The organism is Lysobacter sp. SCRH-1R (assembly GCF_057747855.1).
This window is the reverse complement of sequence record NZ_CM173227.1, coordinates 105,937-123,411: the sequence shown is the minus strand read 5'-3', so window position 1 is coordinate 123,411 and position 17,475 is coordinate 105,937. Positions and strand designations below refer to the sequence as shown.

Annotated in this window: 17 protein-coding genes; 13 read left to right on the top strand and 4 right to left on the bottom strand. The window is 67.8% G+C overall.

Annotation, left to right across the window (positions count from 1 at the left end; genetic code table 11):
* Window positions 1–68: 68 nt before the first annotated feature.
* The gene (gene ltaE, locus AC3ANK_RS00535) at window positions 69–1,085 is read right to left on the bottom strand and encodes a low-specificity L-threonine aldolase (RefSeq protein WP_484172908.1); all 1,017 of its coding nucleotides are present in this window, start codon (window positions 1,083–1,085) and stop codon (window positions 69–71) included.
* A gap of 103 nt (window positions 1,086–1,188) precedes the next feature.
* Here ltaE and xth point away from each other — a divergent pair, with 103 nt between their 5' ends.
* The gene (xth, locus tag AC3ANK_RS00530; RefSeq protein ID WP_484171812.1) at window positions 1,189–1,956 is read left to right on the top strand and encodes an exodeoxyribonuclease III; all 768 of its coding nucleotides are present in this window, start codon (window positions 1,189–1,191) and stop codon (window positions 1,954–1,956) included.
* Between the two features lie 365 nt (window positions 1,957–2,321).
* On the opposite strand, the gene AC3ANK_RS00525 is transcribed toward xth, so the two are convergent.
* Window positions 2,322–3,641 carry an AMP-binding protein gene (locus tag AC3ANK_RS00525; RefSeq protein ID WP_484172907.1) on the bottom strand — a complete coding sequence of 440 codons (1,320 nt, stop codon included), beginning with the start codon at window positions 3,639–3,641 and terminating at the stop codon, window positions 2,322–2,324.
* Between the two features lie 143 nt (window positions 3,642–3,784).
* Between AC3ANK_RS00525 and AC3ANK_RS00520 the strand changes: the two genes are divergently transcribed.
* From AC3ANK_RS00520 to rpmG, 12 genes are all read left to right on the top strand, one after another.
* Window positions 3,785–4,414, top strand: a complete 630-nt coding sequence (locus AC3ANK_RS00520) for a 4'-phosphopantetheinyl transferase family protein (RefSeq protein ID WP_484171811.1) — start codon at window positions 3,785–3,787, stop codon at window positions 4,412–4,414.
* A 70-nt stretch (window positions 4,415–4,484) separates the two neighbouring features.
* A complete protein-coding gene (gene rsmG / locus AC3ANK_RS00515) occupies window positions 4,485–5,150 on the top strand; it encodes a 16S rRNA (guanine(527)-N(7))-methyltransferase RsmG (protein ID WP_484171810.1) in 666 nt (221 codons plus the stop codon).
* A gap of 177 nt (window positions 5,151–5,327) precedes the next feature.
* On the top strand, window positions 5,328–6,137 hold the full coding sequence (locus tag AC3ANK_RS00510) for a ParA family protein (protein WP_206862585.1): 810 nt from the start codon (window positions 5,328–5,330) through the stop codon (window positions 6,135–6,137).
* Window positions 6,134–7,042, top strand: coding sequence for a ParB/RepB/Spo0J family partition protein (locus tag AC3ANK_RS00505; protein ID WP_206862586.1), 909 nt, complete (start codon window positions 6,134–6,136; stop codon window positions 7,040–7,042). The genes AC3ANK_RS00510 and AC3ANK_RS00505 overlap by 4 nt, the downstream gene beginning before the upstream one ends.
* Before the next feature lie 15 nt (window positions 7,043–7,057).
* Window positions 7,058–7,498, top strand: coding sequence for a DUF4279 domain-containing protein (locus tag AC3ANK_RS00500; protein ID WP_206862587.1), 441 nt, complete (start codon window positions 7,058–7,060; stop codon window positions 7,496–7,498).
* A gap of 24 nt (window positions 7,499–7,522) precedes the next feature.
* Window positions 7,523–8,521, top strand: coding sequence for an NAD-dependent epimerase/dehydratase family protein (locus AC3ANK_RS00495; protein WP_484171809.1), 999 nt, complete (start codon window positions 7,523–7,525; stop codon window positions 8,519–8,521).
* A gap of 4 nt (window positions 8,522–8,525) precedes the next feature.
* Complete coding sequence (locus tag AC3ANK_RS00490) at window positions 8,526–9,266, top strand: glycosyltransferase family 2 protein (RefSeq protein ID WP_206862589.1); 741 nt, start codon at window positions 8,526–8,528, stop codon at window positions 9,264–9,266.
* A 28-nt stretch (window positions 9,267–9,294) separates the two neighbouring features.
* The gene (locus tag AC3ANK_RS00485; RefSeq protein WP_425492643.1) at window positions 9,295–9,621 is read left to right on the top strand and encodes a lipid-A-disaccharide synthase N-terminal domain-containing protein; all 327 of its coding nucleotides are present in this window, start codon (window positions 9,295–9,297) and stop codon (window positions 9,619–9,621) included.
* Window positions 9,622–10,183: 562 nt separating this feature from the next.
* A complete protein-coding gene (locus AC3ANK_RS00480) occupies window positions 10,184–11,971 on the top strand; it encodes a DUF885 domain-containing protein (RefSeq protein WP_484172906.1) in 1,788 nt (595 codons plus the stop codon).
* Window positions 11,972–12,023: 52 nt separating this feature from the next.
* Window positions 12,024–12,299 carry a DUF2845 domain-containing protein gene (locus AC3ANK_RS00475; protein ID WP_206861802.1) on the top strand — a complete coding sequence of 92 codons (276 nt, stop codon included), beginning with the start codon at window positions 12,024–12,026 and terminating at the stop codon, window positions 12,297–12,299.
* Between the two features lie 409 nt (window positions 12,300–12,708).
* Window positions 12,709–12,945, top strand: coding sequence for a 50S ribosomal protein L28 (gene rpmB, locus AC3ANK_RS00470; RefSeq protein WP_115842765.1), 237 nt, complete (start codon window positions 12,709–12,711; stop codon window positions 12,943–12,945).
* 13 nt (window positions 12,946–12,958) lie between these two features.
* Complete coding sequence (rpmG, locus tag AC3ANK_RS00465) at window positions 12,959–13,123, top strand: 50S ribosomal protein L33 (protein ID WP_115842766.1); 165 nt, start codon at window positions 12,959–12,961, stop codon at window positions 13,121–13,123.
* A 276-nt stretch (window positions 13,124–13,399) separates the two neighbouring features.
* Here the strand turns inward: rpmG and AC3ANK_RS00460 are convergent, their stop codons facing one another.
* Together AC3ANK_RS00460 and AC3ANK_RS00455 are read right to left on the bottom strand one after the other, a co-directional pair.
* Window positions 13,400–16,330, bottom strand: coding sequence for a TonB-dependent receptor plug domain-containing protein (locus AC3ANK_RS00460; RefSeq protein ID WP_484171808.1), 2,931 nt, complete (start codon window positions 16,328–16,330; stop codon window positions 13,400–13,402).
* Window positions 16,331–16,360: 30 nt separating this feature from the next.
* The gene (locus tag AC3ANK_RS00455) at window positions 16,361–17,344 is read right to left on the bottom strand and encodes a helix-turn-helix transcriptional regulator (protein WP_484171807.1); all 984 of its coding nucleotides are present in this window, start codon (window positions 17,342–17,344) and stop codon (window positions 16,361–16,363) included.
* Window positions 17,345–17,475: the final 131 nt, after the last annotated feature.

Below are 17,475 nucleotides of genomic sequence, written 5' to 3'. Positions count from 1 at the left end.
CGGGGAGGCGCCCGCGATCCCGGGTGCGCTTCGCTTACCCGGGCTGCAGAAGCGGACGCGCGACCACGTCAGCGCGAAGCGAACGCCCGCAACGCCTCGACGGTTCGCGCCACACCTTCGTCATCCACGTCCAGATGCGTGACCAGCCGGATCGCCGGCGTGTAGCCGATCGAAACACGAACGTGCGCATCGTCCAGCGCGCGGCGCAGCGCGTCGTGACGCTCCACCGGCACGTCGATGAACACCATGTTGGTGTGCTGCGCGACGACCTGGATGTCGTTCAATCCCTGCAATCCGTCGGCCAGGCGCGCGGCACGCGCGTGGTCGTCGGCGAGTCGCGCCACATGATGGTCCAGCGCGAACGACGCCGCAGCCGCCAGCATGCCCGCCTGCCGCATGCCGCCGCCGACGACCTTGCGCCAGCGCTTCGCCGATTCGATCAGCGCGTGCGTGCCGAGCAGCACCGATCCGACCGGCGCGCCGAGGCCCTTCGACAGGCACACCGAGACGCTGTCGAAATGCCGCGTGATCTCGCACGGCGCGACCCCCAGTGCGACGGCCGCGTTGAACATGCGCGCGCCGTCCAGGTGCAGCGCAAGGCCGCGGCGATCGCACAGCGCACGCGCATCGGCGAGGTACCGCAGCGGCAGCGCGCGGCCGTGCCAGGTGTTCTCCAGGCACAGCAGGCGGGTGCGCGCGAAATGCGGATCGATCGGCTTGATCGCACGCTCCACGGCGTCCAGCGGCAGCGTGCCGTCGGGCGCATGGACGATCGGCTGCGGCTGGATCGAACCCAGCACCGCCGCGCCACCGCCTTCGTATTTGTAGGTGTGCGCGTCCATGCCGACGATGTATTCGTCGCCGCGCTGGCAATGCGCCATCAGGCCGATCAGGTTGGACTGCGTGCCGCTCGGCACGAACAGGCCGGCCTCGAAGCCCAGTTCGTCGGCGAGCCGCGCCTGCAAAGCGTTGACGGAAGGATCCTCGCCGTACACGTCGTCGCCGACGGGCGCGCGCATCATCGCCTCGCGCATGGCGTCGGTGGGCCGGGTGACGGTGTCGCTGCGAAGATCGATCCAGTGCATGGCGGCGGCTTGCTCGGAAGTGATGCCCGAGTATGCCGCGCCGCGCGGCAGGTGGGCATCGCGCGAAGTGTGCCGGACGCATCGGCTCGCTACACTGCGCGCCATGAAGATCGCCAGCTGGAACGTCAATTCGCTCAACGTGCGCCTGCCGCACCTGGAACAGTGGCTCGCCGCGTCCTCGCCGGACATCGTCGCGCTGCAGGAAACCAAGCTCGAGGACGCGAAGTTCCCGGACGATCCGCTGATCGCGATGGGTTATCGCAGCGTGTTCGCCGGGCAGAAGACCTACAACGGCGTGGCCGTGCTCTCGCGCGAGCGCGCGGTGGACGTGCAGGTCGGCGTGCCGGGCTTCGAGGACGAGCAGAAGCGCGTGCTCGCCGCGACCGTGGGCGACCTGCGCATCGTCAACCTGTACGTGGTGAACGGACAGGACGTGGGCACCGAGAAGTACGCCTACAAGCTGCGCTGGCTGGAAGCCGTGCACGACTGGCTGGCGCAGGAGCTGGTCACGCATCCGCGCATGATCGTGCTGGGCGATTTCAACATCGCGCCGGACGAGCGCGACGTGCACGATCCGGCCGTGTGGAACGACGCGCACATCCTGACCTCTCGCGCCGAGCGCGATGCGCTGCAGCGGCTGGTGTCGCTGGGGCTGCACGATGCGTACCGCGCGCTCAATTCCGAGGAGAAGCAGTTCAGCTGGTGGGATTACCGGCAGGGCGGCTTCCGCCGCAACCTGGGGCTGCGCATCGACCTGACGCTGGTGTCCGAAGCGCTGCGCCCGCACGCGGTGGCGTCGGGCATCGACCGCGAGCCGCGGACGTGGGACCGGCCGAGCGATCACGCGCCGGCGTGGGTGGAGCTGGGTTAAGCCGCACGTTGGCCTGCCGATGCGCGGAGCGGGTCAGCCCGATCAACGTCATCCCGGGATCGCGGTATTCCCGGACGGCGATGTACTTTTGTAGCCCGGGTAAGCGAAGCGCACCCGGGGAGGCGTGACGTATCGTCGAAAAAAAACGTGCGCACGTAGAGGGTGCAGCGCGCTGCGGCGCGTTCATCACGGCGGCAACCGGGTTGCACGATGGCGCGGTGCGCTTCACTTACCCGGGCTACAAGAACGCAGGCAAAGGCAAATGGGTTCCCGCTTTCGCTGGAATGACGGTGAAGGTGGCTTCAGGCGATCGGCTGCGGAAGACGTGACACCAACCCGGCTTTCGTCCTGACGCCGGGAGCCCGTCAACCCACCGCAACCTCATGCGCATGCAGCAGTGCCTCCAGCGCATGACGCGGCAGCTTTCCGGTCTCGTTGCGCGGCAGCGTTTCCACACGACGCAGCGGGCGCGGCAGGAACACCGGGTCCACCTGCTGGCGCAGCGCGTGCAGGATCGCGCTTTCCTCCATCCCGGGTGCGACCACCAGCGCCGCGATGCGGCGGATGCCCATCGCATCCTCCGCGTCGAGCTGGAACATCACGCCATCCTCCACGCCCGGCACCGCAAGCAGCTTGCGGGTGAGATCGCCCAGCGAAGCGCGCTTGCCGGCGATTTCCAGCAGGTCGGCGTTGCGGCCACGCAGTTCGAAGCGGCCGTCGGCATGCACTTCCATCAGGTCGGCCAGCACGATTGGCTCGGCGAGGTGCGGCGCATGCACGGCCGTGCCGTCGGGCTGCGGCGCGAGTCGGACGCCCGGCAGCGGCGTCCACGCGTCGTCGCGCGCGGTGCGGCGTCGGGCGAAGACGCACGTTTCGGTCGAACCGAACACCTCGCGCACTTCGCAGCCGTAGCGCGCCTCGGCCTGCGCGGCGAGTTCCGGCGGCATCGGCGCGGTCGCCGAGACGATCCCGGCCAGCGGCGGCAGCGCGAGGCCGGACGCGACCAGCGCGCGCAGGTGCACGGGCGTGGTGACCAGCAGCGGCGGCGTGGGCGAATCGTGCAGCGCGCGCGCCACGTCGGCCGGGAACAGCGGTCGTGCGGCGTGCACGGCGACCGGTCCGAGCAGCGGCATCAGCACCGACATCTCCATGCCGTACATGTGCTGCGGCGGCACGGTCGCGATGACGTGCGTGACGTCCTCGCGCAGCAGGCCGTCGAGCGCGGCGAGGTTCTGCGCGGTGCTGGTGCGGAAGCTGGTCCACGTCTTGGCGTACGCGCGCGGCTGGCCGGTGCTGCCGGAGGTGAAGCCGATCGCGACGCGGGCGTCGGCGTCGACCATCGGCGGCTCGCCGTCGAGTTCCCCGAGCTGCTCCGGAATGCGCACGCAATGCGGCGGCGCCGGCGCGAGATCCACGTCGGTGAGGCAGTAGCTGTCCGGGTGCTGCGCGAGCACCTGGTCGACCACGGCCGGCGCGCGCGACGGCGGCATCAGCGTCGTCTGCCCGCGCACGGCGGCGGCGCAGAAGGCGACGAGATAGCGGTAGCGGTCCTCGCACAGGTTCAGCGCGAATCGCGCGGGCGGCAGCGCCGCGGCGAGCGCGCGCACGTGGCGGGCGAACATCGCGCGATCGATCGCGTGCCCGCCCTCGTCGAAGGCGATGGCGAGCGCGCCCGCACCGTGCATCAACGGCACGGGCAGGGCATGGACGGGACTGGATTCTTCGACGACCGCGGACATTGGCGTTCTGGCTGGTGTACTGCGGCGACGCCGCTTCCCCTGCCGTTACTTTACGCTGGCCGCCGTTCCCGCTCCCAGTCGCCTGGTTCATGTCCCTGTCCCTTCCCCCAACCGCGCAGGGCGCCCCGGTGCGCTGGGCCTGGCGCCCGCACGCTCCGCGCGTCCCGGCCGAGCCGCTGGCGCGGCAGTGGCTGGCGGCGGAACTCGGCGTGGACACGGACGCGCTGCCGCTGTCCCGCGACCCGCGCGGCCGGCCGCGGCTGGAAGGCGCCTTCGCCGAGTGGGACTGCAACTGGAGCCACAGCGGCGACGGGCTGCTGATCGCGCTCGGCCGCGGCGTGCGGCTCGGCATCGACCTGGAGCGCGTCCGCGCGCGCGAACGCGCCCTCGACCTGGCGCAGCGGTTCTTCACCGCACCGGAGTTGGCCTGGCTGCACGCGGCGCCCTCGGCGGCGGTGCGCGACCACGGCTTCCTGCGCCTGTGGTGCGCCAAGGAAGCGGTCCTGAAGGCGCACGGCCACGGCATTTCCTTCGGCCTGCACCGGCTGCGGTTCGCCGACGGGCCGGAGGGATTGCGGCTGGTGGAATGCGACCCGGAGCTGGGGCCGGCGCAGGACTGGTCGCTGCGGGAACTGCGGCCGGAGACGGAGTACCTGGGTGCGTTGGCGTGGAGAAGCCGGGAAAGCCGGGATCCGGGAGTGGAGATTCGGGATGCGTAGGAACCGGCGCCCGAAGCGGTCCGGTACCCTGTGCGCGCCCTACGAATCCCCAATCCCGAATCCCTGCTCCATGACCACCCCCGCCCCCTTCGACGCCACGCTGCGCCGCACGCTCGACGACGGCCTGCGCGCGCTCGGCCTCGACCCGGCCACCGTGTCCGCGCCGCTGCTGGACTACCTCGCGCTGCTGGTGCGCTGGAACAAAACCTACAACCTCACCGCCGTGCGCGATCCGCACGAGATGGTGGTCAAGCACCTGCTGGATTCGCTGGCGATGCATCCGTTCGTGGACGACCTGGCCGCGCGCGGCGGCACGCTCGCCGACCTCGGCACGGGGCCGGGGCTGCCGGGGATTCCGCTGTCGATCGTCAAGCCGGGCCTGAAGGTCACGCTGGTGGAGAGCAACGGCAAGAAGGCGCGCTTCATGCGCGAGGCGATCCGCCAGCTGGGCCTGAAGGACGCACGCGTGGCCGAATCGCGCATCGAGGCGGTGGACGAGCCCGGCGCGTACGACGCGATCACCGCGCGCGCGCTCGCGACCTTGCCGCTGATCCTCGAACTGGGCGGCCACCTGCTCAAGCCCGATGGCCGCCTGCTGGCGATGAAGGGCGTGCACCCGGCGGACGAGCTCGCCGCGCTGCCCGCCGGCTGGGCGCTGCAAGCCTCGCACCCGTTGCGCGTGCCGGGGCTCGACGCCGAGCGCCACCTGGTCGTGATCGCGCGCACGGCTGGGTAAACCCGGAGCAACGACCGGCCATCGCAAGTCATTGATCCGGCGCTTGCGGCCGTGCGGCTCGCGCCCGGAACGCCCATACAGCCAACGGCGAGGGGGCACGCGCGTTCCCATCCGGGCATAATCCCCGGTCCGGCCCCACGCCGGCCCATCTCCGTTTCCAAGACCAGGACGAGCCGCATGGCCCGCATCATCGCCGTCGCCAACCAGAAAGGCGGAGTCGGCAAGACCACCACCGCCGTCAACCTGGCCGCCGCGCTCGCGCGGACGCCCAAGCGCGTGCTGCTGGTCGACCTGGACCCGCAGGGCAACGCGACCATGGGCAGCGGCATCGACAAGCGCGAGATCGACACCACGATCTGCGACGTCCTGCTGGGCGAGGCCGAGGCCACCTCGATCGTCAAGCGTACCGCCGAGGATTTCGACCTGCTGCCGGCCAACATCGAGCTGACCGCGGCCGAGATCACCCTGATGGGCGAAGCCGGACGCGAGCAGCGCCTGAAGGCCGCGCTCGCGCCGCTGCGCGACAACTACGACTTCATCCTGATCGATTGCCCGCCGGCGCTGTCGCTGCTAACGCTCAACGCGTTGACCGCGGCCGACTCGATCGTGGTTCCGATGCAGTGCGAGTACTACGCGCTGGAAGGCATCAGCGCGCTGATCGACACGATCGAGGCGCTGAAGGCCAGCCTCAATCCCAAGCTCGAGGTCGAAGGCGTGCTGCGCACCATGTTCGACGTGCGCAACAACCTCGCCACCGCGGTCTCGGCGGAGCTGATCAACCATTTCGGCGACCGCGTGTTCCGCACGATCGTGCCGCGCAACGTGCGCCTGGCCGAGGCGCCCAGCCACGGCCAGAGCATCGTCGGCTACGACCGCGCCAGCCGCGGCGGCATCGCCTACATGGGCCTGGCGGGCGAAGTGCTGCGCCGCCAGCGTGAGCGCGAGCAGAAGGCGCGCGCGCCGGAAGCGAAGGAGACCACGGCATGAGCGTAGCCAAGAAGCGCGGACTGGGCCGCGGCCTCGAAGCCCTGCTGGGACCCAAGGCCGCCGCCGAGGCGCCGGCGCTGGAAGCGGTCGAAGGCGACGTGCTGCGCCACCTGCCGGTGGACGCGCTGACGCCCGGCAAGTACCAGCCGCGCAAGCACTGGGACCAGGAAAAGCTCGAGGAGCTGGCCGAGTCGATCAAGGCGCAGGGCGTGATCCAGCCCATCGTCGTGCGCGACCTTGGCGGCAAGCGCTACGAGATCATCGCTGGCGAACGCCGCTGGCGCGCCTCGCAGCTGGCGGGGCTGAGCGAGATCCCGGTCGTCATCCGCGAAGTCGACGACCGCACGGTCGTGGCGATGGCGCTGATCGAAAACATCCAGCGCGAAGACCTCAATCCGCTGGAAGAAGCCAACGCGCTGCAGCGTCTGATCGACGAGTTCGACCTGACCCACGCGCAGGCCGCCGAGGCCGTCGGCCGTTCGCGCGCCGCCGTGTCGAACCTGCTGCGCCTGCTGGAACTGCCGCCGGAAATCCGCGTGCTGCTGGAAACGCATGCGCTGGAAATGGGCCACGCCCGCGCCCTGCTCGCGTTGACCCCGCAGGCGGCGATCGCACTCGCACGACAGGCCGCCGAACACGGCTGGTCGGTGCGCGAGGTCGAGCACCGCGTGCAGCAGCTGGCCGCCGGGCAGATCCCGACCAGCAGCAGCGCCAAGCCCAAGGCCGCCAAGGCCAAGCCGCAGGCGGACATCGCCGCGCTCGAACGCGAGCTGTCGGAGTCGCTCAACACCAAGGTCAACGTGCTGCACGGCCGCGGTGGCAAGGGCCGGCTGGTGATCCACTACTCCGACCTCGACTCGCTCGACGGCGTGCTCGAGAAGCTGCGCGGCACCGTCACCGAATAATCCGGAAGCGGCGGCATGAACCCGTACCGCTACCGTGTCGCGCTGCGCGCCGTCCATCCGCGCGACGACCTGCGCCCGCTGTTCGACCAGCTCGGATTGCTGCCGGAACGCACCTGGCGGGCCGGCGACCGGCGGACTTCGCCGGCGGGCATTCCGCTGGACGGCGTGTACCGCGAAAGCTACGCCTACACGAATCTGACACATGGATCGCGAAACTGGTCGGATGAGGACCTGCAGGACTACCTGCGCGGCATCCAGCAGCGGCTGGCGATGCACCGCGACGCGCTTCACGCGTTCCACATCCGCGGCGGTCGCTGCGGCTTGTCGATCGGGCTGACGGGCGAGAGCGGTTTCGGATTCGAACTGGATCCGTCGCTGGGCGCTGGCCTTGCGGACCTCAAGCTGACGCTGGGCTTCGACTTCCACGGCCAGGACGACCGTTCCGAAGCTCCCTGATTCCCCCCCAGAACGCGACCCACGATGGCTGAACCCTCCCCCGGCACCATCCTCGTCACCGGCGCCGCCGGCTTCATCGGCGCCTACACCTGCCGCGCATTGAAGGCGCGAGGCGCGACCGTCGTCGGCCTGGACAACTTCAACGATTACTACGACCCGCAGCTCAAGCGCGACCGCGTGGCCGCGCTGTGCCCGGACGTGGACATCCGCGCGCTCGACCTGACCGACCGCGATGGCCTGGCCGCACTGTTCGACGAGATCGCGCCGACGCACGTGGTGCATCTCGCCGCGCAGGCGGGCGTGCGTTATTCGCTCACCCATCCGCACGCCTATGTCGACAGCAACCTCGTCGGCTTCGTGAACATCCTCGAGGCGTGCCGCCATCGCGGCGTGCAGCACCTGGCGTACGCGAGTTCGTCGTCGGTGTACGGCGATTCGGCGACGCCGCCGTTCTCCGAGGACCAGCGCATCGACCAGCCGCGTTCGCTCTACGCCGCGACCAAGGCGGCCAACGAACTGATGGCGCACACCTACGCGCACCTGTACGGACTGCGTTCGACGGGCCTGCGCTTCTTCACCGTGTACGGCCCGTGGGGCCGGCCGGACATGGCGCCGCTGCTGTTCTCGCGCGCGGTGCTGGCGGGCCGGCCGATCGACGTGTTCAACCACGGCCGGATGCGGCGCGACTTCACGTTCATCGACGACATCGTCGATGGCGTGCTGGGCGCGCTGGACCATCCGCCCGTCGCGGATCACGCCGCCGGCGAGGCGCCGCATCGCGTGTTCAATCTCGGCAACCACACGCCGGTGGAACTGGAGCGCTTCATCGCGGTCATCGAACAGGCCGCCGGCAAGCCGGCACAGAAGGTCTACAAGCCGATGCAGCCGGGCGACATGATCGAAACCATGGCCGACACGCAGCGCGGGCACGAAGCGTTCGGTTTCGCCCCCAGGACGCCGATCGAGCTCGGCCTGCCGCAGGTCGTGGCGTGGTGCCGCGACTACTTCGGCGGGAATGCGTGAATCCATGAGCACCTCCCCGCACCTTTCCGTCGTCGTACCGGTGTTCAACGAGCGCGACAACGTCGCGCCGCTGGTGCACGAGATCACCTCCGCGCTGCGCGGCCGCGCGCCGCACGAGGGCGGCGATTTCGAGATCGTCTACGTCGACGACCACTCGCGCGACGACACCCTGGCGGTATTGCAGGCGCTGAAGGCCGACGTGCCGGAACTGCGCGTGATCCATCACGTGACGCAGAGCGGCCAGAGCACCGCGATCCGCAACGGCGTGAAGGCCGCGCGCGGCGAATGGATCGCCACGCTCGACGGCGACGGCCAGAACGACCCGGCCGACATTCCCAAGCTGATCGCGATGCGCGCGAATTCGCCCGCCGAGGTGAAGATGTTCGCCGGCTGGCGCGTGAACCGGCAGGACAGCGGCAGCAAGCGCTGGGCGTCGAAGTGGGCGAACGCGATCCGCGCGCGCATGCTGCGCGACGACACGCCCGACACCGGTTGCGGCATCAAGCTGTTCGAACGCGCGGCATTCCTAGAGCTTCCGCATTTCAACCACATGCACCGCTACCTGCCCGCGCTGATGCAGCGCGCCGGCTACAGGACAGTGAGCGTGCCGGTGAACCACCGCGCGCGTTCGACCGGCGTGTCGAAGTACAACAACCTCAACCGCGCGCTGGTGGGCATCGCCGACCTGCGCGGCGTCGCGTGGCTGATCCGCCGCGGCAAGGTCACGCGCATCGAAGAAGTCTGACAGCGGGGTCGCCATGGAATTCGACTTCATGAACCACCCCATCGCCTGGCTCGAATGGACCGGGCTCCACATGTCGCCGTGGAAGATCATCGGCCTGACCGGCGCGCTGATGTTCGGCGGCCGGTGGCTGGTGCAGTTCGTCGCCTCGCGGCGCCACGGACGGCCGGTGATCCCGCGCCTGTTCTGGTACATGAGCCTGGTCGGCAGCGCGATGACGCTGGCGTACTTCCTGTTCTCGCAGAAGCAGGACGCCGTCGGCGTGATCCAGAACCTGTTCCCGGCGTTCACGGCAGCGTACAGCCTGTATCTGGACATCCGGCATCGTGGGTGGCGGCGGGATCGGGCGACGCATTGATTCGGGAATCGGGAATCGGGAATCGGGAATCGGGAATCGGGAATCGGGATTCGGGATTCGGGATTCGGGATTCGGGATTCGGGATTCGGGATTCGGGATTCGGGAATCGGGAATCGGGAATCGGGAATCGGGAATCGGGAAAGCAAATCACCGGCTCGTTTTGAAGTCCGTCATGCCGGCGAAGGCCAGGATCCTGGCCCGTAAACGCGCGGGCACTCCCTCGCCCGTCGCACCATCTCTCACCGTCATTCCAGCGAAAGCTGGAGCCCATGTTGCTCTTCGTCTTGGTGAGAACAGCGGCGTGGGTGGGCTCCAACGCACCGACCACCCCGCCCCTCACCCCAACCCCTCTCCCGATGGGAGAGGGGCTTCAGAGCCCTCATTCGCGCCGGCATGCCGCTGCGCACCATCGACTTTGCGCCGTCCGCCCGCAGACCTGCCGCGGCGAGGCCGCAACCACGCGGTGCTGCCGCGCCAACGCGACCGCCGTCGCATAGGCCATCCGGCGCATGCCGCGCGCGCGTACGGGATGCGATGATCGGCCGGTTCGCTCGCCCTGGGGATACCCGTGAAACGACTGCTTCTCGCCGCCGCGCTTTCGGCGCACCTCGCCCTCGTCTCGTCCGCCGCCCTCGCCGGCCCGGTCGACGACCGCTTCCAGGCCATCTACAGCAAGGAATGGCAGTGGCGGCAGGAGCAGACCGGCAGCGCCGACGAGGACAACGACGGGTCCAGCGACCGCCACGACCTGCCTTCCGTCGATGCCGCCAGCCAGCACGCGCGGCTGAAGGTGTGGGAGGACGTCCTCAAGCAGCTCGACGCCATCGACGTCGCGAAGCTCGAGGCGCAGAACCAGGTGAACTTCGCCGTCTACCGCGCGCAGGTGGAGAACCTCGCCGCCGAGGTGCGCCTGCGCACCTACGAGATGCCGTTCAATTCGGATTCCTCGTTCTGGTCGAACCTGGGCTTCATGACGCGCCGGCCGATGCGCACCGTCGCCGATTACGAGGCCTACATCGATCGCCTGCGCGACGTGCCGCGCTATTTCGACCAGCACATCGTCAACATGCGCGCCGGCCTGGCGCGCGGCTTCAGCGTGCCGCGCGCGGTGCTGGATGGACGCGACGTGTCGATCGCCTCCGTCGCCGAGGTCAAGGACCCGCAGGCGTCGACGTTCTTCGAACCGTTGAAGAAGATGCCGTCGAGCATCCCCGCCGCCGAGCAGGCGCGCCTGCGCGAGGCCGCGGCGGCGGCGATCTCCGATCGCGTGGTCCCGGCCTACGCGAAGCTGCTGACGTTCTTCCGCAACGACTACGTGCCGCACGCACGCAAGACGCTCGGTGCCGAGCAGATGCCCGACGGCAAGGCGTTCTATCGCCAGCAGATCCGCGAGTACACCACGCTCGACCTGGGCCCGGAGGAGATCCACCAGATCGGTTTGAAGGAAGTCGCGCGCATCCAGGCGGAGATGGACGCGATCATCAGGCAGGTCGGATTCAAGGGCAGCTTCGCGGATTTCCTCAAGTTCCTGCGCACCGACAAGCAGTTCTACGCGACGACGCCGCAGGAACTGCTCGATCGCGCGGCATGGATCTCCAAGCGCGTGGATGGCGAGGTCGGCAAGTTCATCGGCACGCTGCCGCGCGGGCGCTTCACCATCGTGCCGGTGCCGCCGGACATCGCGCCGTTCTGGACCAGCGGTCGCGGCGGCGCGGGCACGTACTGGGTGAACACCTACGACCTGCCTTCGCGCCCGCTCTACAACCTGCCCGCGCTGACGCTGCACGAGTCCGCGCCGGGCCATGCGCTGCAGGGTTCGCTGGCGAAGGAACAGGGGGAACTGCCGGCGTTCCGTCGCGAGACCTACATCTCCGCGTACGGCGAAGGATGGGGCCTGTACAGCGAGAAGCTCGGCGTGGAGATGGGCATCTACCAGACGCCCTACGAGGATTTCGGCCGCCTGACCTACGAGATGTGGCGCGCCTGCCGCCTGGTCATCGACACCGGCGTGCACCACAAGGGTTGGACGCGCGACCAGGCGATCGCCTACCTGCGCGATCGCACCGCGCTGAGCGAGCATGAGGTGACGACCGAGGTCGACCGCTACATCTCCTGGCCGGCGCAGGCGCTGAGCTACAAGCTGGGCGAGATCACCATCGTCCGCCTGCGCGGGGAGGCCGAAAAGGCGCTGGGGCCGAAGTTCGACGTAAAGGCCTTCCACGACGCCCTGCTCAGCGAGGGCTCGGTGCCGCTGCCGGTGCTGGAGCAGCAGGTGCGGGCGTTCATCGCGAAGTCCGCCGCCGAGGGCGCCGGCGGAAACGTGTCAACCGGCGCGGCGGCAGGGCGTTGACGCCGGACGGGCCCACTCAGCAGAGTGGGCCTCCCACATGGAGGTTTTTCCAATGCGTATCGCGATTGCCATGGTGTTCGCCGTCGCCCTGTTCGGCGCGGCGGGCGCGCACGCCGCCGAGTCGTATGCCTTCGGCAACCGGGTGCTGACCGTCGGCGACAGCGCCGGCAAGCTGGTAGAGCTGGCCGGCACCCCGGTCCACAAGGAGCCGGTGGAGAACAAATTCGGCGCCCATGAGGCGGAGCGCTGGGAATTCCGGCGCGACGACAAGACGCTGTTCGTGACGATCCGGGACGGGAAGGTCGCCCAGATCGACGAGGTTTACTGAGGTCTGATGGGGGGCGGGCGCGCTGGCGCCGGCTCCGCCAGGCAGGACGGACGATGCGCGGCGCTGAGGGCACGCCGCAAGCGGGCTTCGCCTCTCCCGCCCCCGATGACGGTTCTTCGGGGCGCGCGCCAAGGCCCCCGAACGCCCGCCCCGCCTACGGTTGCAGCGATCACCGCGGCTGTGGATAAGTGCTTGCCCGAGGCCCGGATCCCGGGCATAATGCGCGGCTCGCTGCGTCCGGTCTGTCCATCAGGACTCGACCGGGCGGGGTCCGGAAGCACGATTCCGTCCCGCCGCCGGCAGCCAGGATTTCACTACCCGTATCGTGCGCCGCCACCGGATGTCCGGGCGCGGAGGGGCCGCCGCCGCCCTGGCCAAGGGCGACACCCCAATACCTTTCGAGGTGCGTATGGCCCGTATCTGCCAAGTAACCGGCAAGCGAACGACGACCGGCAACAACGTCTCGCATGCAATGAACAAGACCCGTCGCCGCTTCCTTCCCAACCTTCACGAGCGCCGCTTCTGGGTGGCTTCGGAGAACCGTTGGATCAAGCTGCGTGTTTCCAGTGCCGCCCTGCGCACCATCGACAAGAACGGCATCGATGCCGTCCTCGCCGACCTGCGCGCCCGCGGCGAGAAGATCTGAGGAGAACTGACCCATGGCTTCCAAGCGCGACAAGATCCGCCTGATCTCCTCGGCCGGCACCGGCCACTTCTACACCACCGACAAGAACAAGAAGAACACGCCGAACAAGATGGAGGTCAAGAAGTACGACCCCGTCGTTCGCAAGCACGTGATCTACAAGGAAGGCAAGATCAAGTGACGTGACGGCCCGCACGCGCGCAGCGCGTGTGGCTTTGCCGGAACGTCATCCCCGCGAAGCGGGGACCAGCGCCTTCCAGCTTGTTCGAAGCTTCAGCAAGAACCCCGCCGAAAGGCGGGGTTTTTGTTTGGGCGTCGGGTCGACGTGTTGGACGAGTGCTCCTTCTGTCTGCGGTCGACACGGCTCCGTTTCCGGGCTTTGCGCACTGATGCCCGCACCACTCAAAAAGCTACGGCCCCTTTCGGGGCCGTAGCAATCATCACGCTGGATCGTCGATCAGAACCGCTGTGCGTACTTCAGGTAGTAGAAACGGCCGATATCGAAGCCGCCATACATGCCGAAGTCCGAGTTCGGGCTGGTGTACAGGTACGTGCCCTGATGGTCGAACACGTTGTTGGCGCCGATCGAGACGGTCGCGTTCCACGGCGTGTTGTAGCGGAACTGCACGTCATGGAAGGTGTTGGCGCCGGTCTCGTTCGTCGCCTGTGCCAGCGTGTACGACGAGTAGAAGTCCGGATTGTTGCACTCGCCGTCGTACGCGCACGCTTCCTTGATGCCGGAGTAATAACGCGTGCTCCACGTTGCGCCGAAATCGCCCAGGTTCCAATCCAGGCTCAGGTTCGAACGAACGCGGAAGTACGCGTCGCTGTCCACCGACCAGCTGTTCTTCTGCTCGACCGGCGTGACCGCCTCGTTGTCGCGCTTGTATTCCCAGTAATCGATGTACGAGGTCTTCCAGTCGATCGTGAAGTTGCCGATGGACGTCTGGGGCAAGCGGTAGCGGAGGTTGAAATCGTAACCTGCCGTCTCCTGGTAACCGCCGTTGACCAGCGTGACGGTGGCATCGACGATCTCACCCGGAGCGGTTCCGATCGTGCCGGTCAGATCGCGGGTGAAGCCCGAGCACGAGGACGCGATGCCCAGCACGTAGCAGCGATTGAGGATGGCCGTCATCGTTTCGGCGGCAATGACATCGTCGATGCGGATCTTCCACCAGTCGAGGCTGATGTCGAGTCCTTCGGCGAAGCCCGGGCTGTACACGAAACCGAACGTGGAAGACTTCGAGGTTTCGGGCTTCAGGTTCGGATTGGACGTCACCAGGAACGGCGAATCGGCCTGCGTGTTCGGGCCCGCGGCCACCGTGCTACCCGAGGCGATCTGCCGGAAATCCGCCGGAACGCCGTCGGCGACACAGCGCGCGAGCACCTGCGGATTGCTGGCGGCCGAGCCGAAGTTCGTATCGCACGGATCGGTGTAGAACGCGAAGGTCTGCGAGTCGCCACCGTACAGATCGTCCAGCGCCGGAGCGCGGAAGCCGGTGGCGTAGGTGCCGCGGATCAACAGGTCGTCGATAGGACGCCACTTCAGACCGAACTTCCCGTTGACCGTGTCGCCGAACGTGTCGTAGTCGGAGTAGCGGCCTGCCACGTCGATCGACAGCTCCTTGGCGAACGGCATGTCGGCCAGGATCGGTACGTTGAACTCGAGGTAGAACTCGTCCAGTGAGTAGCCACCGGCGGTTACCGCGCCCGCCAGGTCCGTGCTCAGGCCCGACTGCTTCAGCGCGTCGGGTTCGAACCGGGCCTCTTCCTTGCGGTGTTCGTAGCCCATGGCCATGTTGAGGTCGCCCGCCGGCAGGGTCGCCAGCGTGCCGCTCAGGTTGAGGCTGTAGACGTGGGTCGTGGTCTCCGACGTATCGTGCGTCGGCAGGAACAGGTAGTCCTCCAACGCCTGATTGCCGGTGAGGCCACCCGCGCCGGCCTGGCCATGGGGCAGCGCCGGATTCCACGGAACGCATCCGGCGATCACGTTGTCGGCGGTGCCGCAGCGCGCGACCCCGTCGGCGTCGATGAAGCTCGGGCCGAGCGCCGTGCGCGCGTTCGGGATGAAGAGATTGCCCGTGCCCGCCTGCAGTCCCTTGTTCTGGTTGTAGAGATAACCGGCATCCCAGTCCCACGGCTTGTCGCCGATCTCGAACGCGCCCTGCAGCGTGGTGCCGAACCGGTACGTGGTCAGTTCGTTATGCGTCTGCCGCGGCACTTCCCAGGTGCGGCGGACGAACTGCGCGTCGGTGCCGAACGGGTTGTACACATTGTCCGCCGACCAGATGTTGCGGACGCCATCGTTGCTGCTGGTGGACCCGAACGGATAGCCGGCGATCTGCTGCAGCGTGTCGCGATGCGTATAGAGCGCATCTGCCGTCAGGCGAACCCGGTCGGTGAAGTCGAAGCTGCCGTTGGCGAACACCGAACGACGCTCGATGCCCGTGCGCAGGAACATCGCTTCATTCGTGTTGACCAGATCGAAGTTCTCGCCCTCACCGTAACGGTGGTAGTTCGCCGGATCGCTCGGATCGGCGCCCGGGTCCAGGGTCCAGGAACCACCGCCATCCGGAAGGTTGATGCGTCCCTTGTAGGTGTTGCCGCTCCAGCCGCTGGAGTCGAGGATCGTGTTGCCGTCCTCATCGACGCGCCTTTCCGGAAAACGGTGATAAGGGCCGTTGGGATAGTGCGAGAACGCGCGATCGCGCGCGTTGACCGGCTCTTCCTGCGAGTATTCGGCGCCCAGCATCACGGAGCTGCGCTCACCCGAGCTGCCCAGCAGCATGTTGTACTGCTGTACTTCGCCGTCGCCTTGGCTGTACTGGCCGATATAGGCGCTGGCCTCGGCGCCGTCGAAGTTCTTGCGGGTGATGATGTTGATCACGCCCGCGATCGCGTCGGAACCGTAGATTGCCGATGCACCGTCGGTCAGCACTTCGATCCGCTCGACCACGCCGGTCGGGATCGAGGCCAGGTCGGCGTATCCGCTGGAGGTGATGCCAAGGCGCTTGCCGTCGAGCAGCACGAGCGTGCGCTCGGGGCCAAGATTGCGCAGATCGACGTACTGCCCGCCCACTTCTTCGCCGGACGACAGCGCGTTGGCGCGGCTGATCGCCGGCGAGCCGGCGGTGGTGATGTTCTGGATGATGTCGCCGACGCTGGTGAAACCCTGCTTCTGGATCTGCTCGCGGGTCATCATGATGACCGGGTTGGCAGTCTCGATGCTCGCCTGACGGATACGCGACCCCGTCACCTCGATCTTGTCCAGCGTGGTCGCGTCCTTGCCCGATTCCTGCGCCAGGGCGAACGTCGGCGCGAGCGCGACCGCGATGCCCGCCGGCAGCAAGCCGACGCGCACGACCGCGCGCATGTTGCGATGCTTCATTTCTCTCTCCAGAGTTCTGTTATGAGCGCGTTAAGGGCGCTGCAAAACCTTAGGGCCCGGGTGGTCCGAGCCGGTTTCCCGTGCGAAGCGGAGAGATTCGCGACCGGCGGCAATGTGGTTTGCGCGCGCGGGAGCGCACGTTTGCGCGCTTTGTCCATCGGTGCCCGGCGTGGAGCTGCGGTAGTCCGACGCGGTCATGCCGAAATGGGCGCGGAAACTGCGCGCGAAGCTGCAGTTGTTGTCGAAGCCGCTGGCGATGGCGACCTCGCCGATGGTCATCGGCGTGGTGGACAGCAGGTTCGCCGCGTGTTTCAGGCGCAGGTTCGCGCAGGCGGCCTGCGGGCTTTCGCCGTACAGGCGATGGAACACCTTGGAGAAGTACCACATCGAGAACTGGGTGCGTTCGGCCAGCTCGGAGATGCGGATGATGCGGTCGCAGTTGCCCTCCATGAAGAGACGGGCGCGCTGCATGCGCTCGAACACCTGCCGCTTGCGCGCCAGCGATGCGCCCGGGCACAACGGGATGCGGCTGCGATCGTCGGCCTGCATGTCCTGCAGGTTGAGCAGCAGCGAGCGCACGCGCGCCTGGTAGGCGGTCGCACCCAGCACGTTGTCGCGATGGCGGGCGATGCGGTACCAGTGGCGGGCGATGTCGCGCGCCTCACCGGACGCGACCTGACCGAGTCCCACATGCAGATCGAAGTTGCCGAAGCGCGTCATCGACTTCAGCGCATCCTCGGAGATCGCCATGCCGAGGGTCAGCCCCTGCGCGTCGGCCTGGACGAGTGGCGCCGAATCCTTCGCGAATGCGATCCAGTCGCCGGCGCGAAGATAGAACCGTCCTTCCTTCGCTTCGACCCAGGCGCCGCCGCGCATCTGGATCCAGATCGAGAGGTCCTGTCCGTGGTACTCCACGCTGCCCAGGCGGGAGGCACCGATGCATCGTGCCCACTGTCCTTGCGCCGATCCGATGCGCAATAGCTGTCCCCGGTCTGCCCACTTTGCCTTATCCATGGTTATTTGTTCCCGTGTCTGGTGGGGGCAGGCTATGAGGACATCCCACGACACTCCATAGGATTAATTCGCTGGTCAGTTGCCTGTTGGACGCGTTGATCGATGCGGAGCTGATGTCTTGACAGGAGCGC